This window comes from Heyndrickxia coagulans 36D1, assembly GCF_000169195.2.
Lineage (GTDB): Bacteria > Bacillota > Bacilli > Bacillales > Bacillaceae_C > Weizmannia > Weizmannia faecalis.
In genome coordinates this window covers 3,431,046-3,456,382 of sequence record NC_016023.1, presented here as the reverse complement: position 1 = coordinate 3,456,382, position 25,337 = coordinate 3,431,046, and the positions used below count along the sequence as shown (strand labels likewise).

Below are 25,337 nucleotides of genomic sequence, written 5' to 3'. Positions count from 1 at the left end.
GTTTTGGTATCCGCCAGACGAAATCATACGAAAGTGAATAAGGGACGAAGGGCTGGAGGTTTTTCAAAATGAATGCAACTACACCAAAGGGATTTTGGGAAAGTTTTTCCGGGCCTAATCTTGGGTATGTCATGGATTTATATGAACAATACCTGGAAGATCCGGAGAGCATCGACGAAGAGGCGAGAAAAGTATTTGACCAGTGGGGCGCGCCCGCTGTTTCCGAAGGCGGGAGCCCGACACAGGGGCAGGCGGATATTTCTTTCCAATTGCCGGCAAACCCGACGATTTTCAGCAAAATGGTCGCTGCCGTCAAATTGGCGGACAATATCCGGACTTTTGGCCATCTCGCAGCGGATATCAACCCGCTCCAAAAACCTGTTGGGGATGTCAGAAGAATTGAACTGGGAGAATTTGATTTAACCGAAGAAGATTTGAAAAAAGTGCCGGCATCCTTTATTTGCCCGGATGCACCTAAAAGGGTCAAAAACGGGCTTGATGCCATCAATTATTTAAAAGAAGTGTACACCCAAAAAGTTGCCTTTGAGTTTGACCATATTCACGACATGGAAGAAAAGCACTGGCTGCAACGGACTGTTGAATCGGGCAGCTTTTTCCGCGAACTCAGCCGGAAACAGAAAATCGGCATTTTAAAACGCCTTTCCGATGTGGAAGGATTTGAAAAATTTATCCACCGGACATTTGTCGGGCAAAAGCGTTTTTCCATTGAAGGGCTTGATGCGCTCGTTCCGCTGATGGAACAAATGATTATTGAAGCGGTAAAAACAGGTGTGAAAACCGTTAATATCGGCATGGCGCACAGAGGCCGCCTCAATGTGCTTGCCCATATTCTTGAAAAACCGTATGAGCTCATTTTTGCAGAATTCAAGCATGCTTCCAATAAAGATTTAATCCCTTCCGAAGGATCGATCGGCATTACGTACGGATGGACCGGCGACGTTAAATACCATCTCGGCGCGGACAGAAAAGGGCAAAACGGCGGACCGATCGGCGCGCGCATCGTACTTGCCAACAATCCAAGCCATTTGGAAGTTGCCGATCCTGTTGTCGAAGGGTATACACGCGCCGCGCAGGATAACCGGAACAAAACGGGCTATCCGGACCGCGATCCGGACCGCGCCTTTGCGATTCTTGTCCACGGGGATGCCGCATTTGCGGGGCAGGGCATTGTCGCAGAAACGCTGAACATGAGCAAGCTGAACGGATACGGGACAGGCGGGACGATCCATATCATCGCCAATAACAATATCGGGTTTACGACCGAAACGTATGACTCGCGGTCAACGAAATATGCTTCCGATCCGGCAAAAGGTTATGAAGTGCCGATCCTCCATGTGAATGCGGATGATCCGGAAGCATGCGTACAGGCGGCGCTGTTTGCGTATGCTTACCGCGAAAAATTCCATAAAGATTTTGTGATCGACCTAGTCGGCTACCGTCGCTATGGTCATAACGAAATGGATGAACCGATGGTAACCAACCCGGTAATGTACCATGCAGTGCACAATCATCCGACGGTCAGGGCCATTTACGGTGAACAGCTTGCAAAAGAAGGCGTCCTGACAGCCGAAGAGGTCAAAACCATCGATGAAGCCGTCCAGAAAAAACTGCAGGCGGCTTACGAAAAAGTGCCGGACGGCGAAGCGGAACCCGATACGGCCATGGAACCCCCTGAAAATGTGAAAAAAGGTTATTTGAGCATGGAAACAGGGGTGCCGGAACAGGAACTGCGGGCTTGGAACGCTGAATTGCTCGCCTGGCCTGAAAACTTCCATGTCTTTAAAAAACTGGCGCGGATTTTGAAACGCCGCGAACACGTCTTTGACGGCAAGGGAAAAATTGACTGGGCCCATGCGGAAGCGCTCGCGTTTGCAGCCATTTTAAAAGATGGCGTGCCGATCCGGTTTACCGGCCAGGATACACAGCGCGGCACGTTCGCTCAGCGCAATCTCGTCCTGCACGACGAACAGACGGGGGAAGAATACATTCCGCACCATCATCTGTCCGGCGTTCAAACTTCATTTGCCATTTATAACAGTCCGCTGACTGAAGCTGGCGTCGTTGGCTTTGAATACGGCTATAACGTCTTTTCGCCAGATACGCTCGTCATTTGGGAAGCCCAGTTCGGCGATTTTGCAAACATGGCGCAAGTGATGTTTGACCAGTTCATTTCATCTGGCAGGGCAAAATGGGGGCAAAAATCAGGGCTTGTCATGATGCTGCCGCACGGATACGAAGGACAGGGTCCGGAACATTCAAGCGGCAGGGTGGAACGCTTCCTGCAACTGGCAGCGGAAAACAACTGGACAGTGGCAAATGTTTCGACAGCCGGCCAATACTTCCATATTTTAAGAAGGCAGGCAAAATGGCTGGCAAAAGAAGAAATCCGCCCGCTCGTTCTCATGACGCCAAAAAGCCTGCTTCGCCACCCGCTGGCATCTGTAGAGCCGTCTGTACTGACGGACGGAAAATTCCACACTGTGCTGGAAGGCCCGGGTACGAAAAATACGGATGCAGTCGAAAGAATCCTGCTTTGCAGCGGGAAAGTGGCTGTAGACTTGGAAGAAAAGCTGAACAGTGCGGAAAATACCAGCTGGCTGCATACGGTAAGGGTTGAGCAAATTTATCCTTTCCCTGAACAGGAATTAAAGGAAATCTTCGCGCGCTTTAAAAACGCGAAAGAAATTGTATGGATGCAAGAGGAGCCGAAAAATATGGGTTCCTGGTCTTTCGTTGAACCGTATTTAAGAAAGCTGGCGCCTCAGGGAGCGGAAATCCGGTACATCGGCCGGCCGAGAAGATCAAGCCCGTCGGAAGGCGACCCGGTCGTCCATAAAAAGGAACAAAACAGAATTCTGACTGAAGCCATTACCCGCCCTTAAACGGCGGCCCGCTCCTTCCAAAGGGGCGGGGGCTTCAATATGCGCAAAATAACCGCTGCTTTGCCCGCTTCATCCTGCAGCCCGTGCTGCTCGGAAGATGAAGGAGGAGGCTTTGATATAAAAAAAGTGATACTTTTAAGGGAGGACAAGTGTTGTGGCTGAAATTAAAGTGCCTGAACTGGCAGAATCCATCACGGAAGGAACCATTGCACAATGGTTGAAACATCCGGGGGACCATGTGGACAAAGGTGAATATATTGTAGAACTTGAGACAGATAAAGTAAATGTAGAAGTCATTTCAGAAGAAGAGGGTGTCGTCCAGTCCCTCCTTTTTGAAGAAGGGGACACAGTACAAGTTGGCGATGTCATTGCAATTGTCGGCGAAGGAACAGGGGAAAACAGTGCAACGCCATCCGCGCCGCAAAAAGAAGCGGAAGCACCACAACCGGCACAAGCAGAGGCGCCGGCGCAAACACAAGCGCCTGCTCCGGAACAACAAAAGCCGGCTCAGGAAGAAAGCGAAAGCCGCCCGATTGCTTCTCCGGCTGCCCGCAAACTGGCACGCGAAAAAGGCATTGACTTATCGCAAGTGCCGGCAGTGGATCCGCTTGGCAGGGTAAGGAAACAAGATGTGGAAACTTTCAATCCGCAAGCTGCGGCAAAAGCGCCGGCAGCACCGGAAAAACCTGCAGCTGGAAAAGTTGTGCCGGAAGAAGCCGGCAAACCGATTGAAAGAATCCGCATGTCACGCCGCCGCCAGACGATCGCAAAACGGCTCGTTGAAGTGACACAGACAACGGCGATGCTGACGACATTCAACGAAATTGATATGACAGCTGTCATGGATTTAAGAAAGCGGAAAAAAGAACAGTTCGTTAAAGATCATGACATCCGTCTCGGTTTTATGTCGTTCTTTACAAAAGCCGTGGTTGCGGGATTGAAGAAATATCCGTATGTTAATGCGGAGATTCAGGGCAATGAGCTGCTGCTGAAAAAATATTATGATATCGGCATTGCAGTATCCACAGAAGAAGGGCTTGTCGTACCGGTTGTCCGGGATTGCGACCGGAAATCGTTCGCGGAAATTGAAGCGGATATTGCTGCATTTGCCCAAAAAGCACGCGATAATAAACTTGCATTAAGCGATCTGCAGGGGGGAACCTTTACGATTACAAACGGCGGTGTCTTCGGCTCGTTGTTCTCGACACCGATTATCAACGGGACACAGGTTGGTATCCTCGGCATGCACACCATACAAAAACGCCCGGTTGCAGTCGATGGAGACCGAATTGAGATCCGCCCGATGATGTACGTGGCGCTTTCCTATGACCACCGCGTCATTGACGGAAAGGATGCTGTCGGTTTCTTGAAAACGGTGAAGACATTAATTGAAAATCCTGAAGATTTGCTGCTGGAATCTTAATAGTATGAAAGAAAAGCATCGGCAAAACCGATGCTTTTCTTTTTGGTGCCCTTTAAGGGTTGGCAATCCAGACGCTTTTGACTTCCGTATAGTTTTGGAGTGCGTAAGAACCCATTTCACGTCCGATGCCAGATTGTTTATAACCGCCAAACGGGGAAGCGGCATCAAACACATTGTAGCAGTTCACCCAAACCGTGCCCGCACGGAGACGGTTTGCAATATAGTGCGCATTGGCCACATTTTCCGTCCAAACCCCTGCCGCAAGCCCGTACTCGCTGCAGTTGGCGCGGCTGATTACTTCATCAAGGGATTCATATGGCATGGCCGCAATAACAGGACCGAAAATTTCCTCTTTGGCGATCGTCATCTCATCACGGACATCTGCAAAAATCGTCGGTTCAACAAAGAAGCCTTCTTCACGCGGTTTTTTCCCGCCTGTTACAATTTCCGCTCCTTCATCGAGTCCTTTTTCAATGTAATTCAAAACGCGCGCTTGCTGCTCATCTGAAACAAGCGGCCCCATTTCCGTATCTTTATTGAGCCCGAAGCCCTGCTTAATCGACTGGGCGTGGGAGGCCATATCGGCAATGACATTATCAAAATGTTTCTTTTGAATGAACACGCGCGAACCGGCACAGCATACTTGCCCCTGGTTGAACATGACACCGTTTAAGGCGCCAGGAATCGCTTTCGACAAGTCGGCATCTGGCAAAATAATATTCGGGGATTTTCCGCCAAGTTCGAGCGTCACCCGTTTTAACGTTTTCGAGGCATTGGCCATAATCAGTTTTCCGACTTCAGTAGAACCGGTAAAGGCAATTTTATCTACAAGCGGGTGGTCGACAAGGGCGGCTCCGGCAGTTTCCCCAAAGCCTGGCACAATATTGACAACGCCGTCCGGGAAGCCAGCCTCGCTTACCAGCTGCGCCAAGTAAAGGGCGGAAAGCGGCGTTTGTTCAGCCGGTTTTAAGATAATCGTGCAGCCGGTCGCAAGCGCGGCACCCATTTTCCACATTGCCATTAAAAGAGGGAAGTTCCAAGGGATAATTTGCCCGACAACCCCGACCGGTTCATGGCGGGTATAGTTAAAGTAAGGGCCGTTTACGGGAATGGTCTGGCCGGTGATTTTCGTTGTCCAGCCGGCATAATACCGCATATGTTCGATGGCAAGCGGAATATCGGCATTTGCCGTTTCACGGATCGGTTTCCCGTTGTCGAGCGTTTCGAGCTGCGCCAGCGCTTCCCGGTGCTCTTCCATCAGATCCGCCAATTTATACATTAACCGGCTTCTATCGGCAGGGTTCATCCGCGGCCACGGGCCTTCGTCAAATGCTTTTCTGGCTGCTTGTACGGCACGGTCGATATCTTGTTTATCCCCTTCATAGATCGTAGCCAGCGTTTCGCCGGTAGCCGGATTCGGCGTATCAAATGTTTTTCCGGATGCACTTTCAACAAATTGCCCGTTGATGAACATTTTCTTTTTGCCCTGAAGGAAATGCTGAACCCTTTCATCCAACTGCACGGTTAATTGTTCCATTCCAACCCCTCCATTTATGTTAATTTCAAGGAGACAAGCCTCCTTATATACTTGCTTTGTGCGCCAGCCTGTCAGCGCTTACATCCATATTCTACTAAATATCAAAAATAGACGCAATAGAAATCATTCGAATAATTTGAACATAATCTGCGGAAAATCGCAAAAATTCGACATACCCCTTTATGAATAATTATTCGCTACTAATTTTCTAATAAAAAATAATTATTTTATCTTTTTATTTTACTAGTTTCATATTATAATCTATATATACATATATTTTAAGAAACGAGGGATAAAATTGACAATGAATGAGAGAATGGCACTAAAAATCCGCCTGGAGCAGCTGGAAGACGCTGAGATTCGGGTTATACAGGAATTCCAAAAAGAACGGGAAAATATTTTTAAAAGATTAAGGGAGCTGGATGAAAATGAAGGCCAGCAGGTAAAAGCATCCGGCAAACCGGAATATGTATCTTTTAATGCACTTGCGTCCGTCTCGCCGGAAACCTCAGGCGGCGAAGCCCTTACGAATGAAAGAAAGGTGCGGAAATCGCGGTCGTCAAAAAAGGGCAGGTCGGGCAAGATGAGAGAAGAGGCTATCCAAATACTAAAAAACGTTTCGGAACCGATCAGAGGGGCTGAACTGCAGCGGATGATCGAAGAAAAAACCGGCTATAAAATCGCTAATATGACCTCTTTCATGAAATCCGTCGAAAAACTCGATCCGCGTATCCGCAAACCGGACCGTGGGTTGTACGAATTTGTGAATGATACAGCAAATACGGAAGAACCGCATCAGGAAATGGAGCAAAATGAGAACTTGCCGGAGGAAAACGAGGCAGTTACTGAACAGAAGTAAACCTGTATAAAAAATCCCCGGAAACCCGGGGCTGTAAACAACATAAAAGCGGCGGGAACACATCAACTGTGACCCGCCGCTTTTTTATATTTTGATGATCAGATACAATTATGAATTGGATTCTTCCTTCGGCGGATGGGACTGATAAAATTTTTTCTGAATCAGTGTTTGTCCGATCATAAAGAGCCCGCTCACTGTCCAGTACAGCGGCAGAACCGCCGGAGCTGAAAAAGAAACAAAAAGGATCATGATCGGCGACATGAGCATCATATATTTCATTTGTTTCTTCTGTTCCTCAGGAATACCGATCAGTGAAATTTGGGCTTGGATAAAATAAATGACACCAGCGAGAATGGCCATCGGAATATCTGTTTGTCCGAGATTAAACCATAAAAAGGAGTGGGTGGCGATTTCTTTCGAGCCGCGGATCGCATAATAAAACCCCATTAAAATCGGCATTTGGATGATAATCGGCAGGCAGCCCATATTCAGCGGGTTAACGCCGTGTTTTTGATACAACCCCATCATTTCCTGCTGCAGCTTTGCCTGTTCTTCTTTCGTTTTGGCCGCTTTGATTTTTGTCTGCAGCTTATCCATTTCCGGCTTCAAAACTTTCATTTTATCCTGCATGATTTGCTGTTTTTTGAATGTATGCAGCATAAAAGGCATGAGAATCAGCCGGATGATTAACGTCAAAACAATAATGGCAATCCCGTAATCACCATGAAGCAGCTGGGCCGTTGCTTTAATGACAACTGAAAACGGGGAAACAAAATAATGATGGAAAAATCCACCGCTGTGCGTGCTGTTTGTTGAATTTGAACATGCGCTTAAAACGAACAGCAAACTGCTTAAAACCAATGTAAAACTGAAAAATCTTTTCATGAAATATCCTCCTTTAGTATATTGCACAAATCCTGTCCTTTCTGACCGGTCTTAAATCCGGTTCCGAATCAGGATCTTCAGAAGGATATGTCCGTATTCTGACGCAACTTAAAATCCAAATCGTAAAGAAATTGCACCGGCATTCCGCAGCCGGGCGGGTGTGTACAGTAAAATCCTGCATGACGGCGGCAGGCCTTGCTTCAACAAACGCTGCCGGCCTGATCACAAACCGGCTCAAATAAAGAAAACCTGCTGCCAGTACGTAAAATGACAGCGTGCAGACGGCCGGGTCATTTACAAAATCGATGATGTTTTGAATCAAAGCTATTCACTCACTTTAAAGAGATCAGTACAAAGTATACTTTAATTTTGTCTGTTTTACAATCGTAATCATCATTTTACCATACACTGCGAAAGAATCCTAATTTAAGGGAGGGGGAGTATGCCCGGGCAGCATGAAAATGGAAAAATTTTTACGCGCATATAAAACGGGACTGCCCGGATGGACAGTCCTCAGTTACGCTGTTAGTGAATGTCTTTCTTCTTAAATCTGCCGCCGCGCACTTCTGATATGTTTCCAACCGCGATAAAGGCGCTTTTGTCAAATTCTTCTACAATCGATTTCAATTTTGCTTCCTCAAGGCGGGTGATGACGCAGAAAATGACTTTTTTATTGTCTCCGGTATAAGCGCCTTCCCCGTTTAGATAGGTTACCCCGCGGCCGAGGCGGGCCATGATCGCATCACCGATGTCATACATCTCGTCGCTGATGATCCATACCGATTTGGATTCATCCAGCCCCTGTACAACCACGTCGATTGCTTTTGTGGCGATAAAATAGGTAATGACCGAATACATAGCATATTTCCAGCTGAACACAAAGCCGGCACAGGTAAAAATGAAGAGATTGAGACCGAGTATGATTTCACCGACAGAGAAAGGAAGCTTTTTGTTTAATAGAATGGCAAGCGCTTCTGTTCCGTCAAGGCAGCCACCCCAGCGGATGACAAGGCCGACGCCGATGCCAAGGATAATACCGCCAAAAACCGTACACAGCAGCAAATCATCCGTAAACACTTTTACAGGGGTCAGCAGGATGGTTGTCACCGACATGATGGAGATGCCGTAAAGGGTGGTCAAGGCAAAAGTTTTCCCGATTTGCTTGTACCCGATATAAAAGAATGGGAGATTTAAGATGAAAATAACTGGCCCCAGTTTCCAGCCGGCAAGGTGGGAAAGGATAATCGAGATGCCGGTGATGCCGCCGTCCAGAATCTGGTTCGGGACAAGGAACAGCTCGAGGGCAACCCCCATAATCATCGCGCCGAGGCTGACAAAGATAAAACGCTGGCCAAGTACCGCCCACTTATTTTTCTTCTGCCTGAATTGGGCATATGTTTTTGCCGTTTCTTCCATATTTTATCCCCTTTCCAAATGTTTTTGTGAAAAAATGTACATTTTACGCATACATAAGCCGTTCCTTTAAGAGCGGGGTTTTCCAAAGCCAAGGATTTTTCCCTGAACCGGAGAACGAAAAAATATTTACAATGAAGGACGCTCCCGATCAAACAGATGAGAAAAAGCGGTATAAATATCTATAATATAATTATATTATAAGAAAGTTAAAAAGTGAATGAATATGCATTTCCATGTTGTTTAAATTTTTCCCGGCCGTTTTGAATCATGGGGAAGGGCGCGCTTTTAGGGGCCCAAATTGCCCGTATTGACCGCGAAAATGTTTATAAAAAAAGCCCGGCTCGGCCGGGCTTTTCAAATATCCAATCTATTCTTTTTCCAAGGCGGCTTTTAAAGCATCTGCCAGGCTGTTGCCGAAACTTTCCTCTTTCTTTGTGTATTTTTGCAGCAATTTCTTTTCTTCATGTTTTGACAAAGTTTTTTTCTTTTCGTCTGCTTTTTGGACAATATTGCAGTGGCGGCACTGGAAATAGACGCCGGATTTGCCGTGATGAATCTCCATCTTTTTATGGCAGGTCGGGCAGCGCCTATTTGATAGTTTCGGGCTTTTCCGCTTTGTAAACCGGCATTCCCGGTTTGAACAGACAAGCTTTTTCCCGTCTTTTCCGTTTACTTCTTTCATAAGGGAACCGCATTCCGGGCATTTTGTTCCCGTTAAATTGTGGGCGCGGTATTTTTTGTCACTCGTCCGGATTTCACGGACGAGGCGTACGGTTTCCCGGCGGATGGTTTCCAAAAACTGCTTCGGGTTGCCTTTTCCGCGGGCAATTGCTTCAAGCTGTTCTTCCCATTTGGCGGTGAGTTCCGGCGATTTTAGCTCGTCATTGACAAGGTCGATCAGTTGCTTGCCTTTCGGGGTCGGCACAAGGCGGCCGGACTCACGGCTGATCGTTTCGGAGGAGACGAGCCGTTCAATGATATCGGCGCGTGTTGCCGGCGTCCCGAGTCCGTATTTTTCCATTCTCGAAAGAATATCCGCTTCGGAATACCGTTTCGGTGCTTCGGTTAAATGCTGGCTGAGCCGGATTTGTTCCAGCTTAAATTTTTTTCCTTCTTTGATCGAAAGCAGCGCCGTATTTTCCCGCTCCTGTTCATGGTGCAAAACAGCGGTAAAACCGGCATTTTTCACGGCCATTGTCCGCCCGGTCATGGTTTTTCCGCCTGCTTGAAGTTTAAATTGGACGGTTTCATATTCATAAACCGGATAGAATAGCGCAAGGAACCGTTTTACAATCAGATCATAGATTTTCCGTTCATCGGCAGACAAATCTGATAAGGCCGGGCGTTCATCTGTTGGAATAATCGCATGGTGGTCCGTCACCTTCGCATCATTGATGACACGTTTGGCCAGTATTTTACCTTTCCGGGAAAGGATCGGCTGAACTTCTTCTTTGTATGCATCTTTCACCGCAAGCAGCCGGTCGTACATCATATTTTCCATATCTTTCGTCAAATATTTCGAATCGGTGCGCGGGTAGGTAACGAGTTTATGCTGTTCATATAAGTTTTGCAGCACGTTCAATGTTTTCTTTGCTGTAAAACCAAAACGGTGGTTGGCATCGCGTTGCAGTTCCGTCAAATCGTAAGGGAGCGGCTGCTGCTCTTGCTTCTGTTTGCGGATCACTTCTGTCACGACGGCAGTCTGCCCGGATAAAGCCGCATGTATGGCATTTGCTTTTTGCTCGTCAAATATCCGTTTTTCGCCATGATGGTCATACGATACTTCGAGTTTTCCGGCGAGCGCTTCAATGGTCCAGTATTTTTTCGGCACAAAAGACTGGATTTCCCGTTCGCGCTCGAGCACCATCGCCAATGTCGGTGTCTGCACGCGCCCGGCGGAGAGCGGATCGTTGTATTTCACGGTTAAAGCACGGGATACGTTCAATCCGATCAGCCAGTCTGCTTCGCTGCGGCAAACGGCGGAGTGGTACAGATTGTCATACTGCTTTGCCGGTTTTAACTGCTTGAATCCGTCTTTAATCGCTTTATCGGTCTGGGAAGAAATCCATAACCGTTTCACCGGTTTTCTCCAGTGCATTTTTTCCAGAATCCAGCGTGCGACAAGTTCGCCTTCGCGCCCGGCATCGGTTGCGATAATGCAGTCTTTGATGTCGCTTCTTTTGCCAAGCTGTTCGATCGCTTTATATTGCGGATAGGTCTGCCGGATTGTTTTAATTTCCATTTTATCCGGAAGAATCGGCAGGTCTTCCATACGCCATTCTTTATATTTCGGATGATAATCTTCCGGCATTTTCAGTTCGATCAAATGGCCGAGCGCCCATGTCACGATATAGCGCGGCCCTTCAATATAACGTTTTTTATTTTCCGTGCAGCCGAGGACGCGCGCAAGTTCGCGCCCGACGCTCGGCTTTTCGGCGAGTACAAGCGATTTCATTGCATAACACCTTTCTTTTATTCCTGTCTGAACAAGTATAACGCATCAAACAGGATTGATAAATCATTTCGTTTCTTCTGTTTTCACAGTGAAAATTTTGAAATGCAAACGGGCTTTTGGTAAAATGGTGGTTTGTAAGAGACAGTGTAACCTGAAAGCCTGCATTATATCTTGCAAATATAATTGGATAGGTGGTTATCAATAATGGAACAAACAAAGCCGTACAGAGTCTTATTGTATTACAAGTATGTTGAAATTGAAAATCCGGAAGCCTTTGCAGCCGAGCATTTGCAGTTCTGCAAAGAGACCGGTTTAAAGGGGCGTATCCTCGTTGCCAAAGAAGGGATCAACGGCACCGTTTCCGGAACGGTTGAACAAACAACCAAATATAAAGAAAAGATGCACGCCGATCCCCGGTTCCGGGACATGGTCTTTAAAGAAGATGAAGCAGATGGCCATGCGTTTAAAAAAATGCACGTCCGCCCGCGCAAGGAACTTGTTACGCTGCGGCTTGAAAAAGATATCAATCCGAATGAAAAAACGGGAAAATATTTATCCCCGAAAGAATTTCGCGAGGCGCTGCTGGCTGAAGATACCGTTGTACTGGATGCGCGCAATGATTATGAGTATGATCTCGGCCATTTCCGCGGAGCATTGCGTCCGGATATCCGCACTTTCCGCGAACTGCCGGGATGGGTGCGCGAACATAAAGATCAATTAAAAGGCAAAAGAATTGTGACGTATTGCACAGGCGGCATCCGCTGTGAAAAATTTTCGGGCTGGCTTTTGGAAGAAGGGTTTGAAGATGTCGGCCAACTGCACGGCGGGATTGTAACATACGGAAAGGATCCGGAAGTGCAGGGCGAGCTGTGGGACGGCAAACTGTATGTATTCGACGAACGGATTTCCGTTCCGGTCAATCGAAAAGAACATGTCGTTGTCGGCCGGGATTATTTTACGGGGGAACCGTGCGAACGTTATGTCAACTGCGCCAACCCGGCCTGCAACAAGCAAATTTTATGCTCGGAAGAAAATGAACATAAATATATGCGGAGCTGCTCGCATGAATGCCGTACCGTACCAAATAACTTATATGTAAAAGAACACGGCCTTACACCGGAAGAAGTGGCTGAACGGCTGCGCCGGATCGAAGAAGAAGACGCGGCGTTAAACCGGTAAACGGTGCGGCTTTTAACCTTACTATCCGAAAAGCGGATGGTGAAAAAGGGCATGGAAACCGTGCTCGCTCCCTGCCGGAACGATTCCTTGCTTCGGAAACGGCATTTTCTTGAAAGAAACAAGGCCTAAAGAGCGGAATGTGAAAAAGAGAAGAAAAACCGGGAACTGCTGCAAACATCCCAGCTCGGGGGCAGGGTTAACAAGCGGTGCGTTCCGGAACAGAGAAAGGATTTGGTGCAACTGGGCCAAATCCTTTTTATCTGCCTGTTTTTTGTGTAAAATGGGGAAAAATGGGCATCTTTGCCGCTTCATACGCGGTATGGCAGAGGATGAAAATCAGCGGGCAATATTTTCAGGATAGAAAGAAAGGCGGGATTTGGATGTGCGGGAGGTACACGTTAACGGCATCTGTAAATGAATTGGAAGAAAGGTTCCATGCCAAAGCTTCTTTTTCAAGCAGTGAATATGCCAAAAGTTATAATGTCGCGCCTTCGCAAATGGTGGCTGCCGTGATCAGCGCCCATGGGCAGTACAGACTCGGTTTTTTAAAATGGGGCTTGATTCCTTCCTGGGCAAAAGATCCGAAAATCGGGCATAAGATGATCAATGCCAGAAGCGAAACCGTATTTCAGAAACCGGGTTTCCGGGAGGCAGTGAAAAGGCGGCGCTGCCTCATTCCGGCCGATTCTTTTTTTGAGTGGAACCGAAAAGACGGCACCCGGGAGCCGATGCGGATCAGGCTTAAGAACAGGGGCATTTTTGCGATGGCCGGGCTTTGGGAAAAATGGATGGACCAGGAAGGGAATCCGGTCTTTACTTGCACGATTTTAACGACAAAGGCGAACAGGATGATGGCAAAAATTCACGACCGGATGCCGGTGATTTTACGCAGGGAAGATGAAGAAAAATGGCTGGACACATCGGTCACTGAGGCGGGCCGGCTGTTGCCACTCCTTTCGCAGTATGATGCAGACCTAATGGAAATGTATGCCGTATCTGAACGCGTCAATTCGCCGAAAAACAATTTTCCGGAGCTGTTATTGCCAAAAGATTAAATTTTTTGTTGAAATGTTGTGGCAAAAAGTTTATCATAAAGGTGACAATTTCATGAACGTAACCACAGGGGGAGCGTTAAGCTGAGAGTGAACGCCATGTTCTGACCCTTTGAACCTGTCCGGTTAATGCCGGCGTAGGGATGTGGAATTTCTTTTGTCCTCCCATGGTTCGTTATGTTCATGCATACCAAAAGGGGGATTTTTTTATGGGCAAATTAAGTTTACAGGCTATGATTGAAGCGGCTATTTTTGCGGCGTTCGCGCTCGTGTTGGACTTATTGCCGTCCATTAAGGTGACGTCCGCGATTTCTCTGTCGTTTGCCATGCTGCCGATTTTTGTGGTCGCTTTTCGCTGGGGATTTAAAGCAAGTGTTGCTTCCGGATTTATTTGGAGCCTGCTGCAGATCGTCACCGGTGATGCTAATGATATTCTTAACCCGCTTCAGGGCATCATGGAATATCCGGTCGCTTTTTCGTTCATCGGGTTTGCCGGGCTTTTCCGGCCGCTTGTCGAAAGAAGCTGTCGTCACGATAAAAAGGGCACGATGACTTTTTGGATATGCCTTTCCGTTCTTACCGGAAGTTTCGCCCGCTATTTCTGGCATTTCGTAGCCGGCGTGATTTTTTGGGGTTCCTATGCGCCTAAAGGACAGTCGGCGTTTCTCTATTCTCTCATCATGAACGGCGGCACGATGATTGGGAATGCGATTTTATGCGCAGCTGTTGCGGCGATTCTCTTGAATGCCGCCCCGCAGCTGCTGACAAAATACCGCAATCCGCACAGGCATGCGGCATAAAAGCAACTTGAAAACGGCAAGGCCAACTGCGCCTTGCCGTTTTCGCTGAAGGAAAGAGGCTTCATGGTAACAGGCGCCTTGTAAAGCCGGCAGTCCGGTTTTATTGCTTTTTCGGTTGATGATAGGAGGCTACGGGTAAGGCTTTCGAGAAACGGGAAAAGATAAATAGAAGGAAAATGAAAGAAAGGGGATTTTATGGACAAAGACATTCATCACCCGTTTGGCCACCGGGTCATCCCGATGACTTCGATTGAAAGCGGAACAGGCAGAGAATTGCTGCCGGATCTCTATTGCCTTACCATCCAAATTGTCAATGTGTGCCTGATCGGCAGGGCCGGAACCGATGCATTTGTTCTCGTGGATGCCGGCATGCCGGGTTCTGCCGAAGCGATATTTTCAGCCGTGCGGGCACGCTTCGGGGAAAAGGCAAAACCAAAAGCGGTTTTACTGACGCACGGCCATTTTGACCATGTCGGAGCGATTGCGCCATTATTGGAAAAGTGGGACGTGCCGGTTTTTGCACATCGATTGGAGTTGCCCTATTTAACCGGGCGTGAAACGTATCCGGATCCCGATCCGTCCGTTGAAGGCGGCCTGCTGGCGAAGATTTCCATGATTTATCCGAATGAACCGGTTGATCTTGGCCATGCTGTCCAGCCCCTTCCCGAAGACGGGACGGTCCCATTTTTGCCGGGCTGGAAATGGATCCATACGCCCGGCCATTCGAGAGGGCATGTGTCGTTCTTCAGGGAAGCAGACAGCGTGTTGATCACGGGGGACGCATTTATCACCGTCAGGCAGGATGAATTTTGGAAAGTGCTGGTGCAAAGGCAGGAAGTAAACGGGCCGCCGCGCTATTTTACAAATGACTGGAAAGCGGCCAAACGCTCAGTTGAAAAATTAGCTGCCTTAAAGCCAGAAACTGCTGTTTGCGGCCACGGGATCCCGATGTCTGGCTCCGGCTTGCGGAAAGGGCTTGAGGCCCTTGTATCCGGATTTGATGAAATCGCGCTCCCGGATCACGGGAAATACGTAGATGGCACACAATAGGCGGTTTGTTCATTGCTTCCTTCCCCGCAAAGGTTTACAATAATTTGTAAATGGATGGATATAAAGGGGCGAGAAAATTGGAAGTCAAAGATTTTATGATCCGGGATGTTATTACGGTAAAAAAAGAGACAACGATCCGGGAACTGTTAAAGGTGCTTGCCCACCACCGGATCGGCGGCGTACCGGTCGTGGACGCGGAAGGAAAGCTGCTCGGTATGATCAGCGACGGGGATGTCATCCGCTTTTTGCAGCCAAAGGCACGGACCGTTTACGATTTTTATATTACGATCGTGGTAAATGAGCAGGAAGACTTTAATGAAAAATTGGTGCACAGCCTGGACTTCCCGGTGGAAAAGATTATGAAACGGCGGGAACTGTATACGGTAAGGCCTGAAGACGATTTTGAAAATGCGCTCAGGATTCTGGCAAAACACCATTTTAAAAAGCTTCCGGTCGTCAATCAGGCAGGGCGTGTTGTCGGCGTCATCTCAAGAGGCGATATCATGCGCCAGATTACGGATAAATTGCTCAACAGCTAAATCGCAATGTTTAGACCGGCCTCCCCGGGGAAGACTATACATAACAGTCTTTCGGGGAGGTCAAATCATGAACGGAACTTCAATGCCGCAATCTCCTGAACCGTTGTGGCGCAAAACGGTCATGATGCCGCAATTTCCATCGTTAACGCAGGATATGGAAGCCGATGTGGCCGTTGTGGGTGCCGGAATGGCCGGGATTGTAACTACCTATTTGCTGGCAAACGAAGGGTATAAAACGATCCTGTTTGATGCCGGATCCATTGCAAATGGCACAAGCGGGCATACGACGGCAAAAATCACCGCACAGCACGGGCTCATTTATGATGAATTGATCCAGCATATAGGAAAAGAAAAAGCATCCCTTTATTACAAAGCAAACGAAACAGCTGCATCGTTCATTGAACAAACGATCCTGAAGCACGGGATCCGCTGTGATTTTTCGCGGCAGGATGCCTTTCTCTATACCAATTCCGATGCATATATTGAAAAACTGGAAAAAGAAATGCAGGCGTATGAAACCCTCGGCATCCCGGGAGAATGGATCGGTTCGCTGCCGGACGGGATTCCCGGGAAAAAAGCGGTGAAAATGGCCGGGCAGGCACAGTTCCATCCGCTTTCGTACTTAAAAGCACTGATTGAATATTTAATGGACAAAAATGTCCCGATTTTTGAACAAACCACTGCGAAAGATATCGATTTTGGCAGCCCATTAAAAATCAAAACGGAAAAAGGGCATACCATGACGTGCAAATACATTTGCATCTGTACACACTATCCTTTTTACAATGCGAAAGGCTTGTATTTCTCAAGAATGTATCCGGAACGTTCGTACTTGCTTGCCGTGAAACCTGTAAAACCTTTTCCGGGCGGCATGTACATTAATGCGGAGCAGCCGTCGCGTTCATTCCGGGAAGCGGAAGGAGCCGGGGAAAAACTGCTTTTGGTCGGCGGAGAGAACCATAAAACCGGCCATGGGGAACCGGAGATCCGCCACTATGAAGCATTGCAGCAATTTGCAGAAGAAACATTCGGAATCGGGGCATTCTGCTGTCGCTGGTCAGCCCAGGATATGACCACATTAGATAAAATCCCTTATATCGGCCCCATTACCAAAAATGAAGAAAGGGTCATGGTCGCAACAGGGTTCCGCAAATGGGGGATGACCGGCACCCATCTCGCCGCCATGCTGATGCGGGACCGGATTATGCAAAAAGAGAACCCTTATGCCGATATCTTTTCCCCGCAGCGTTTTGAAGCGGATCCGATGGTCAAAAAATTTATCTCGGCAAATGTCGATGTTGCCGGGCAGCTCGTCAAAGGAAAACTTGACATGCGGAATCAATCTTTAGATGCGTTAAAAAATGACGAAGGGGCCGTTGTCCGTATCAATGGAAAGCGGGCAGGCGCCTACAAAGACCAGGACGGGAACATCTATCTGCTTGATACGACGTGTACCCATATGGGCTGTGAAGTGAAATGGAACTCGGGAGACCGCACATGGGACTGCCCGTGCCACGGTTCGCGGTTTGCTTGTACAGGCGAAGTGGTAGAAGGGCCGGCGAAAGAACCGCTGAAAAAAATCGATCAACAGGACTAAAGTGCTGCAAACACCGCCGCAATTCGACGGTGTTTTTCTGCTTCTATGCGCGAATTCGTGACTTTATGCCTATGTTACAAATTTTTCACGGGATTACAAAGAAGCGTTTTTGTGTAACCAAATCAACATTTTGCCGTTATCCGCCTGTTAAATCCGTGTGTTAGGATTTACGGTGTTGGCACAAAAGCCGGCAAAAAGAGGAGGTTACAATTTATGAAAAAAGCAGTATCAGCACTTGCAGCTGCGGTGACAATCACAAGCGTAATGGCTGTCAATGCACAAGCCGCAGCGCCGGATACTTATACCGTAAAACCGGGGGATACACTTTGGGGGATCTCTCAAAAATACAATACATCCGTTAAAACATTAAAACAAAATAACCAACTTTCCACCGAAATGATTTATCCTTCACAAAAGTTAACCATTTCCCCGAAAAACGTTTATGTCATTAAAGCCGGTGACACGCTGTCGGATATCTCGAAAAAATACGGCGTGCCGGTTGAACAAATAAAAGAATGGAACGATCTGTCATCGGATGTCATTTTCCCGCATGATCAAATCGTGATTCGTTCCAATCCGAACAGCAAAGTGACAGTAAAAGAACGTGCAGCGGAAGTTTCCGTCCAGCCGCAAACAAACACGGAAAATGCAAAAGTGGACGTGAAAAAGCCGACCGTGCACGTGGAATCTTCCAAAGAGGCGGCTCCAAAACCGCAGGGAAAAACGATGACCGTCACCGCGACCGCTTATACAGCCAATGATCCGGGCTGCTCCGGCGTTACAGCGACCGGCATCAATGTTAAAAATAATCCAAACGCAAAAGTGATTGCCGTCGATCCGAACGTGATTCCGCTCGGTTCAAAAGTATATGTCGAAGGGTACGGGACCGCTGTTGCAGGTGATACGGGCGGCGCCATTAAAGGAAACCGTATTGATGTCCTCGTCCCGGATTCAGGAAAAGCCGCCAACTGGGGGCGCCGTACGATCCAAATCACCGTGCTGAATTAATGGGCGCACGGATGGTGATCCGGTACTTGCACCCGAAACATTCAACAGGCACAGCAAAACAGAAAACAACCATTTAGGAAGTGACAATGAACGATGGGGGAAATACCGCATTTTGAAACACCGCCCGGCCGCGTAAATCCAGTGGAAAAGGATTTACCCGGCCGGGCGTTTATTTTTTCTTGGCAGCGTGTGAAAAACATTGTAAAGTAGAGCTAGAAAAAGAAAGGAGTGATCTGTTTGTCTTTTCCTTTGATCATCGCTGAAAAACCTGACCAGGGGCGCACCCTTTGTTCGGTTTTTCCGCATGTGAAACGGGAGGGGTATATTGAAATCCGGCCGAATGAGATCTTCCCGGAAGGCGCTTTCTGCACATGGGCGATCGGCCATTTAACCCAGCTCGTCCCGCCGGAACATTACAATCCCGCCTGGGAGCAGTGGAAACTGGAAACGCTGCCGATTCTCCCGGAAACATTCAAATATGAAGTGGCAAAGTCAAAATACAAGCAATTTCAAATCGTCAAAAAACTGGTAAAAGACGCGCGTGTAACAAATATTATTCATGCAGGCGATGCCGGCCGCGAAGGGGAACTGATCATCCGCAACATCCTTCATTTGTGCGGCGCCAAAAAACCGCTCCGGCGTCTATGGATCTCGTCTTTAACCCCGCAGTCGATCCGGGAAGGGTTCCGCCATTTATTACATGATGAAGACACCCGCCCTTTGTATGATGAAGCATACGCCCGCGCTTGTGCAGACTGGCTGGTTGGCATGAACGCCTCCCGTGTCTACAGCCTGCTTTTAAGGCAAAAAGGCATGCGCGATGTCTTTTCGGTCGGTCGCGTCCAGACACCTACGCTCGCTTTAATCGTAAAAAGGGAGCTGGAAATTGAACATTTTAAACCCGAACCGTTTTGGGAAGTCACCGCAATGTTTCAATTTGATGACAAACAATACGAAGGCAAATGGGTGAAAGATGGCGAATCGCGTTTGAATGACCCGGCCATGGCAGCACGGATTGCCGCATTTTGCCGCCAAAAACCGGCGGAAGTTGCAGAATTGAAAAAAGAAAAAAAGGAATTCCAGCCTCCGCTGTTGTTTAACTTGTCATCTTTGCAGGCAGCCGCGAACAGGGCTTTTCAATTTCCACCGAAAAAAACGCTTGATCTTGTCCAATCCCTCTACCAAAAAGGGATCGTTTCCTATCCCCGTTCCGATTCCCAATACGTGACAAAAGGGGAAGCCGAAACTTTTCCCGGTATTTTGGAAAAACTATCCGCCTGCCCGGAATATGCTCCGTATTTCCCGCTTCCAAAGCGTTCCATCCTTCAAAATAAGCGTTATGTAAATGAGAAAAAGGTTTCCGACCACTACGCGATAATTCCGACCGAACAGGTTGTGGCACCAGGCAGTCTTCCGGACGGTGAGAAAAAAATTTATGATATGATCGTCCGCCGCCTTATTGCTGCCCATTACGGCAATGCCGTTTTTCATTACACGACGGTGAAAACGGTCGTGGATAGCCGTGCAACATTTCTTTCCAAGGGCACGCAAATGGAAGCGGAAGGCTGGCGCAAAGTCATTTTTTCGAAAGAAAAGGAAAAAGATGGCATTTTGCCGGATGTAAAGCAGGGGGAAAAAGGGGTTGTCATCGATACAAACGTCAAAGAAGGCAAAACGCAGCCGCCGAAACGGTACACGGAAGGCCAGCTCATCACGCTGATGAAAACGGCCGGAAAATATATTGAGGATAGGGAACTAGAAAAAGTCATGGCGGAAGTGGAAGGGCTCGGTACGGAAGCAACAAGGGCCGGCGTCATCACCATTTTAAAAGACCGGAAGTATATTGAGGTGAAAAAGAATCAGGTCTATGCCACTGATAAAGCGAAAGTGCTCATCCGTGCCATTGGCGGCAAAATTCTGGCTTCTCCGGAAATGACTGCAAAATGGGAAAAACGGCTCCGCGAAATCGGGAAGGGGGCGGCAGAAGCAGCCGCTTTTATGGAACAGACGAAAAAGCTGTCCAGAAAAATTGTGCAAGATGCTGTTCAGGCAGCGGCCGAATGGGATTTTTCCGGCTTAAAAACGGATGACATTAAAAGGCCGGAATCAAAATATACAATCGGGAAAAAAGCCGGCAAATGCCCGGCATGCGGCGGCGACATTGTGGACAAGGGCGATTTTTACGGTTGCAGTGCCTATCGGAAATCAGGCTGCACCTTTACGCTGTCAAAATCGATCCTTGGCAAGAAAATCAGCCTGGCCAATGTAAGGAAACTGCTGGCCGGTGAAGAAACAAACATGATCAAGGGATTCCGAAAAAATGGCAAAACCTTTGATGCAAAATTGAAATGGGAGGACGGGAAACTCCGGTTTATTTTTGCAAAGCAACAAACCGGCCGTTGATTATTCAGGGGCCGGTTTGTGCGAAGCTTGTTTTTTCTTCCGGCTCACGAAAACGGCAATGGCAATGATGATCACCATGACGATGAAACTGGCATAAAACCCGGGGCGGATTTCTTTTTCCGCCAGTGTCCCGCTGATCGCAAGCAGCAGGAAAAGGATACCGGCTATGGCCGTGATTTTTCCGCCGCCGTTTAGTTTTAAGACGCGAAAAGCCGAAAGGATAATAAATAGCCAGTTCATCAGCAGCAAAATCCCGGCTGCTGTTGTAATGTATTCATAAATTTTCCCCGGCAGCAAAAGGGCTGTAATAATGGAAAGAACCAGGCCGCAAGCCGCAAGCCCGAGCGAAGGAAGCGGAAGGTTTTTCCATTTTTTTATTTTTTTGCCGAACCATTTTGGCGCATCCCCGTCATTCGACAAGGTTACGAGCAAATTGGTAACCCCGAACAGCGCGGCCGTCATCGTCGAAAATCCGGCAATGATAATGGCGCCGTTAAAGACGTGGGGGAAAAAGGTGAGATGATAGTCCGCCATTGCCTTGACAAACGGACTTTCTTTATCATTAAAAGCCGTATAGTGTTCCATTGTGACGGCAAGCCCGAGCGAGACCACGTAAATCATCGTTAGAACGACTAGCATGATCGATCCGGCTTTCGGCGCATCTTCTTTGTTTTTCAATTGCATCGCCATCAGCCCGATCACTTCAATGCCGCCAAACGCATAAAACGCATAAATGAGCGAAGCCCAAAAGCCTAACGCGCCATGGGGAAAATAGCCGTGGAGACCATCAGGGAGGCACCCGCCCGTTCCCCGCCCGCCGTCAATCCAACCAAAAAGGGCACAAAAGGCAAGCACAATAAACATGATGATGGCGGCCGTTTTGATGACAGCGAGAATATTTTCCACCTTATCAAAACCTTTTGTGCCAAGCAGGACAACAACAATGGAAAGGGCTGCGTAAATGGCGGCCAGTATCCACAGCGGCACCGCATGAAACCAGAATTTTGTTAAAATGGACAATGCGGTCAGCTGGCTCCCCATAATAAGCACATTCGAACACCAGTAATTCCAGCCGCAGCTGAATCCTGCCCAGTTGCCGTAAGCTTTTTTTGCATAATAACAAAACGAGCCTTCGTGCGGGTCGCGTGCCGTCATTTTCGCAAGCGCGCGGAAAACAATATATGTACCGGCGGCCGCAATCAGGAATGACAACACGATGGAAGGGCCTGTCGTTTTGATCCCGATACCCGATCCGAGAAAATAGCCGGTTCCGATCGTACAGCCGACACCGACAAGCGAAAGCTGCCACCACGTCAGGTTGCCGTTTTTTGTCGCTTTAGATGGTTGCTTCTGGTTGCCCATCCCGGTTCCCTCCTTTACCTTACATACTGTTTGATAAAGCAGGCCGGTTTATGTACAAGTCCTTGATGTTTCTTAAGACAGAAGCGTTTTGATCCCCTGCACGCCGAAATACAGGCCGAATCCGATTAAAGACGCGCCGGAAGCGAGGGAAATGATTTGCAGTGTCCGGTGATTGAAATAGCGCCGGAATCCGCCCGTCAAACCGGCGATGAACACATCCCAGATGGCAAGTCCCACAAAAATCATGCTGCTGTATGCCAGCAACATGCCCGTCCCGTAATGGCCGGCGGTTTTGGCAAGGACAGACCCGTATATGCCAAGCCAGAACAAAATGGATAAAGGACTTGTGATCGACATGATAAATCCTGTTAAAAAGCATGCGGCAAGCGGATCTTTCTTCCGGTATAAATCAACGGTGATTGTTTTTGAGCTGATTACACTTTCCACGCCGGTATAAATGAGGATAAATCCGCCAAACAGCCAGAGAAAGACCTGCACCATTTCAATATTTAAAAACCGGACAAGCCCCAAGTACACTGCCGCCATAAAAATGCCGTCCGCGATCATCGACCCGGTCCCGACCATCCACGCATGCCAAAAACCGTTTTTAATGCCTTTGTCAATGCGCGCGGAATTGACCGGCCCGATCGGCGCAGCCAAAGAAAGCCCGAGAAACACATAGCCGGCAAAAATGCCGATGTCCACATCCCCCACTCCTCCCGAGGAAAACTTGTACATTTTATGCACGGGCTTGCCTTTTCATGTATGCCATGCCTTGACAAAGCGTGTTACCCGTTCGCTTTTCCGCCACCAACAGTGAAAACCTAAAAGGAAGAGAAACGTTTGATACAGCAGGCAAGCGGGAATAAAAAAGGGAAGAGAAAGTGGGAAGACGTTTGTTACATCTGTATAAAAACAAGGAAAACAACTGGAAATGGTATCAGCTGGAAAGTGCGGACGAGAAAGAAATCGCACGGATTATTGATGAAAACGAGGAATGCAAAACATGGATTAAAAATATAAAAAATGATGATACAAACACTTTAAAGATTGATACGACCCAAAATGACCGGCCGTTTGTCGAAGGCTCGCTTATTTTTGACCAGCACACGATCAACCGTGAGGAACATGATATGTTTCACTTTTACATCACCGAAAAAACGCTGTTGACGGTAGATCTTGATTTTTCCAAGCTGAAAAATACGGAAATCGAAAAAGTCATCGGGCAGATGGCCTATTCCCGCAATGCCATTGAGGCATTTTTTATTATCATCGGCGCGATCGTAAACAATTACCTAGATAAAATAGACGAATTTGAAATTAAATTAAACGAACTGATCTGGGAGATCCAGAAAAGGAACAATATTGACACGCTTGATAAAATATACGAACGCCGCCACGAACTGCTCGTCTGCCGGAATTTGATGATCCCGGTGAAAGAGATATTATACGGCATGCAGGAAGGATTTGGCACTGATATTTTGGAATATCCGCAAGTCCGGCAAAGGGTCATGAAAATCGAAAGATGCCTTGCGCTTTTGCAGGATTACCAACAGGAAATCGATACGCTGCTCAAAGTGGAAGAAGTGGTTTCAGGCCACAGGGGAAATTCGATTATGAAAACTCTGACCGTTTTAACGACGCTGTTTACCCCGATTTCCGCCTGGAGCGCCTTATGGGGCATGAACTTTAAAAACATGCCGGAACTCTCCTGGCGCTACGGCTATATTGCAGCACTCGGCCTAATTGTCGTAAATACCATCCTGCTTTATATCTATTTGTACCGGAAAGGATGGACAGGCGATATTTTAAAAGGGAATAAGAAAAAATCATTATTTAAATAGCCCTTGCTGAACGAATCCGATTCTGAGTTTGTACCCAATTTGTCAGTAAGTTCTAGAAGAATCCATCTTTAAAAATACGATTCTGTCTTCTCTATACATTGAATCAGCTTTCAAGTGCAAGCTTTTCTCTGGATTTTTATAACACCCTTGCATCTAAATTTTTGCCAAAGCTGTCAGCATCCTTGCCAGATCTAGGAATTTTGGTTATTTTTGCAAGCCCTATGTTAAGAAAGCCTGGAAAATTGACGGCCTTTCTTCACATAGGACTCGTCTACGTTAAGGAAGCAAGCAAAAACGAGGCTCTTCCTTGACATAGAGCCCGTCTATGTTAAGGAAGCGTGGAAAATTGGTGGCCTTCCTTAACATAGGGTGCGTTTCAAGTGCAAGCTTTTCCCTGTATTCTTTATAAAACCCTTGTATTAAATTTATGCCAAAGCTGTCAGCATCCTTGCCAAATCTAGGAATTTTGCTAATTCAGCAAGCCCTAAATAGCCCTTTTCCGGCTCGGGACCGCCAGCTTTTTTGCGCCCGTTTCATTGATGTGAAAGCCAAATTCCTGTATGTTAAAAACAAAGAAAAAATTTCAAAAGGAGCGTTTCCAATGAAAGTGTACGGCCCGGTGGTAGATGATGAGACGCGCTGCATCCATTATGCTTCTCCGTTGGATGTCGTAGCCATCCGTTTTAAATGCTGCGGAAAGTATTATCCGTGTTATCAATGCCATGAGGAAGCGGAAGCCCATCCGATCGAGCGGTGGGAAAAACGGGAATGGGATACAAAAGCGGTTCTTTGCGGTGTCTGCAAGCATGAAATGACGATCCGGGAATATATGGGGGCAAGCGCTTGCCCGCATTGCGGCGCGCCATTTAACCCCGGATGCGCCGCCCATTATCCGCTCTATTTCCAAATCGACCGGGACAAGCCGGCTTGTCAAAAATTTTCACCTTGACCGCTTTTCTGAAATATGGTATCTTAAATGCAATCAAATCCTTTAGTGTATTAGAGTACTAACATAATAAAGAGAA

The 25,337-nt window shown here is 47.6% G+C and carries 20 protein-coding genes and 1 riboswitch; of the genes, 13 read left to right on the top strand and 7 right to left on the bottom strand.

The features are described from left to right. Positions 1–68: 68 nt before the first annotated feature. Together BCOA_RS33875 and odhB are read left to right on the top strand one after the other, a co-directional pair. The gene (locus BCOA_RS33875; RefSeq protein ID WP_014098433.1) at positions 69–2,903 is read left to right on the top strand and encodes a 2-oxoglutarate dehydrogenase E1 component; all 2,835 of its coding nucleotides are present in this window, start codon (positions 69–71) and stop codon (positions 2,901–2,903) included. A 154-nt stretch (positions 2,904–3,057) separates the two neighbouring features. Continuing rightward, positions 3,058–4,326, top strand: coding sequence for a 2-oxoglutarate dehydrogenase complex dihydrolipoyllysine-residue succinyltransferase (odhB, locus tag BCOA_RS33870; protein WP_014098432.1), 1,269 nt, complete (start codon positions 3,058–3,060; stop codon positions 4,324–4,326). Positions 4,327–4,378: 52 nt separating this feature from the next. On the opposite strand, the gene BCOA_RS33865 is transcribed toward odhB, so the two are convergent. After that, on the bottom strand, positions 4,379–5,863 hold the full coding sequence (locus BCOA_RS33865) for an aldehyde dehydrogenase family protein (protein ID WP_014098431.1): 1,485 nt from the start codon (positions 5,861–5,863) through the stop codon (positions 4,379–4,381). Positions 5,864–6,167: 304 nt separating this feature from the next. On the opposite strand from BCOA_RS33865, the gene BCOA_RS33860 reads away from it, so the two are divergent. After that, positions 6,168–6,722, top strand: coding sequence for a Rok-like winged helix domain-containing protein (locus tag BCOA_RS33860; RefSeq protein WP_225620986.1), 555 nt, complete (start codon positions 6,168–6,170; stop codon positions 6,720–6,722). 108 nt (positions 6,723–6,830) lie between these two features. On the opposite strand, the gene yidC is transcribed toward BCOA_RS33860, so the two are convergent. From yidC to BCOA_RS33840, 4 genes are all read right to left on the bottom strand, one after another. Continuing rightward, complete coding sequence (gene yidC, locus BCOA_RS33855) at positions 6,831–7,607, bottom strand: membrane protein insertase YidC (RefSeq protein WP_014098429.1); 777 nt, start codon at positions 7,605–7,607, stop codon at positions 6,831–6,833. 13 nt (positions 7,608–7,620) lie between these two features. Further along, positions 7,621–7,929: a hypothetical protein gene (locus BCOA_RS33850; RefSeq protein ID WP_014098428.1), complete on the bottom strand. Its 309-nt coding sequence runs from the start codon at positions 7,927–7,929 to the stop codon at positions 7,621–7,623. Between the two features lie 203 nt (positions 7,930–8,132). Continuing rightward, positions 8,133–9,023: a YitT family protein gene (locus BCOA_RS33845; protein ID WP_014098427.1), complete on the bottom strand. Its 891-nt coding sequence runs from the start codon at positions 9,021–9,023 to the stop codon at positions 8,133–8,135. A gap of 367 nt (positions 9,024–9,390) precedes the next feature. Next, positions 9,391–11,478: a DNA topoisomerase III gene (locus BCOA_RS33840; protein ID WP_014098426.1), complete on the bottom strand. Its 2,088-nt coding sequence runs from the start codon at positions 11,476–11,478 to the stop codon at positions 9,391–9,393. Positions 11,479–11,682: 204 nt separating this feature from the next. Here BCOA_RS33840 and trhO point away from each other — a divergent pair, with 204 nt between their 5' ends. The 8 genes from trhO (at position 11,683) to BCOA_RS33795 (ending at position 21,106) form a co-directional block, all read left to right on the top strand. After that, complete coding sequence (trhO, locus tag BCOA_RS33835) at positions 11,683–12,657, top strand: oxygen-dependent tRNA uridine(34) hydroxylase TrhO (protein ID WP_014098425.1); 975 nt, start codon at positions 11,683–11,685, stop codon at positions 12,655–12,657. A 380-nt stretch (positions 12,658–13,037) separates the two neighbouring features. Further along, positions 13,038–13,712 carry an SOS response-associated peptidase gene (locus tag BCOA_RS33825; RefSeq protein ID WP_014098424.1) on the top strand — a complete coding sequence of 225 codons (675 nt, stop codon included), beginning with the start codon at positions 13,038–13,040 and terminating at the stop codon, positions 13,710–13,712. A gap of 57 nt (positions 13,713–13,769) precedes the next feature. After that, positions 13,770–13,870, top strand: a riboswitch (TPP riboswitch). 48 nt (positions 13,871–13,918) lie between these two features. Then, the gene (thiT, locus tag BCOA_RS33820; RefSeq protein ID WP_014098423.1) at positions 13,919–14,509 is read left to right on the top strand and encodes an energy-coupled thiamine transporter ThiT; all 591 of its coding nucleotides are present in this window, start codon (positions 13,919–13,921) and stop codon (positions 14,507–14,509) included. Positions 14,510–14,704: 195 nt separating this feature from the next. Then, positions 14,705–15,559: an MBL fold metallo-hydrolase gene (locus BCOA_RS33815; RefSeq protein WP_014098422.1), complete on the top strand. Its 855-nt coding sequence runs from the start codon at positions 14,705–14,707 to the stop codon at positions 15,557–15,559. A gap of 77 nt (positions 15,560–15,636) precedes the next feature. Continuing rightward, the gene (locus BCOA_RS33810) at positions 15,637–16,098 is read left to right on the top strand and encodes a CBS domain-containing protein (protein WP_014098421.1); all 462 of its coding nucleotides are present in this window, start codon (positions 15,637–15,639) and stop codon (positions 16,096–16,098) included. Between the two features lie 67 nt (positions 16,099–16,165). Beyond that, a complete protein-coding gene (locus tag BCOA_RS33805) occupies positions 16,166–17,695 on the top strand; it encodes an FAD-dependent oxidoreductase (RefSeq protein ID WP_014098420.1) in 1,530 nt (509 codons plus the stop codon). A 213-nt stretch (positions 17,696–17,908) separates the two neighbouring features. Continuing rightward, positions 17,909–18,703 carry a 3D domain-containing protein gene (locus BCOA_RS33800; protein WP_014098419.1) on the top strand — a complete coding sequence of 265 codons (795 nt, stop codon included), beginning with the start codon at positions 17,909–17,911 and terminating at the stop codon, positions 18,701–18,703. A 237-nt stretch (positions 18,704–18,940) separates the two neighbouring features. Next, positions 18,941–21,106 (top strand): DNA topoisomerase III, encoded by a 2,166-nt coding sequence (locus BCOA_RS33795; protein ID WP_014098418.1) that lies wholly within the window; start codon positions 18,941–18,943, stop codon positions 21,104–21,106. Here the strand turns inward: BCOA_RS33795 and BCOA_RS33790 are convergent, their stop codons facing one another. Both BCOA_RS33790 and BCOA_RS33785 read right to left on the bottom strand, forming a co-directional pair. After that, positions 21,107–22,468, bottom strand: coding sequence for an amino acid permease (locus BCOA_RS33790; RefSeq protein WP_014098417.1), 1,362 nt, complete (start codon positions 22,466–22,468; stop codon positions 21,107–21,109). 72 nt (positions 22,469–22,540) lie between these two features. Continuing rightward, positions 22,541–23,173, bottom strand: a complete 633-nt coding sequence (locus BCOA_RS33785; protein ID WP_014098416.1) for a LysE family transporter — start codon at positions 23,171–23,173, stop codon at positions 22,541–22,543. A 191-nt stretch (positions 23,174–23,364) separates the two neighbouring features. Here BCOA_RS33785 and BCOA_RS33780 point away from each other — a divergent pair, with 191 nt between their 5' ends. Further along, positions 23,365–24,312 carry a magnesium transporter CorA family protein gene (locus tag BCOA_RS33780; protein WP_014098415.1) on the top strand — a complete coding sequence of 316 codons (948 nt, stop codon included), beginning with the start codon at positions 23,365–23,367 and terminating at the stop codon, positions 24,310–24,312. Positions 24,313–24,913: 601 nt separating this feature from the next. After that, positions 24,914–25,261 carry a CHY zinc finger protein gene (locus BCOA_RS33775; RefSeq protein WP_014098414.1) on the top strand — a complete coding sequence of 116 codons (348 nt, stop codon included), beginning with the start codon at positions 24,914–24,916 and terminating at the stop codon, positions 25,259–25,261. The last annotated feature ends 76 nt before the right edge of the window (positions 25,262–25,337 follow it).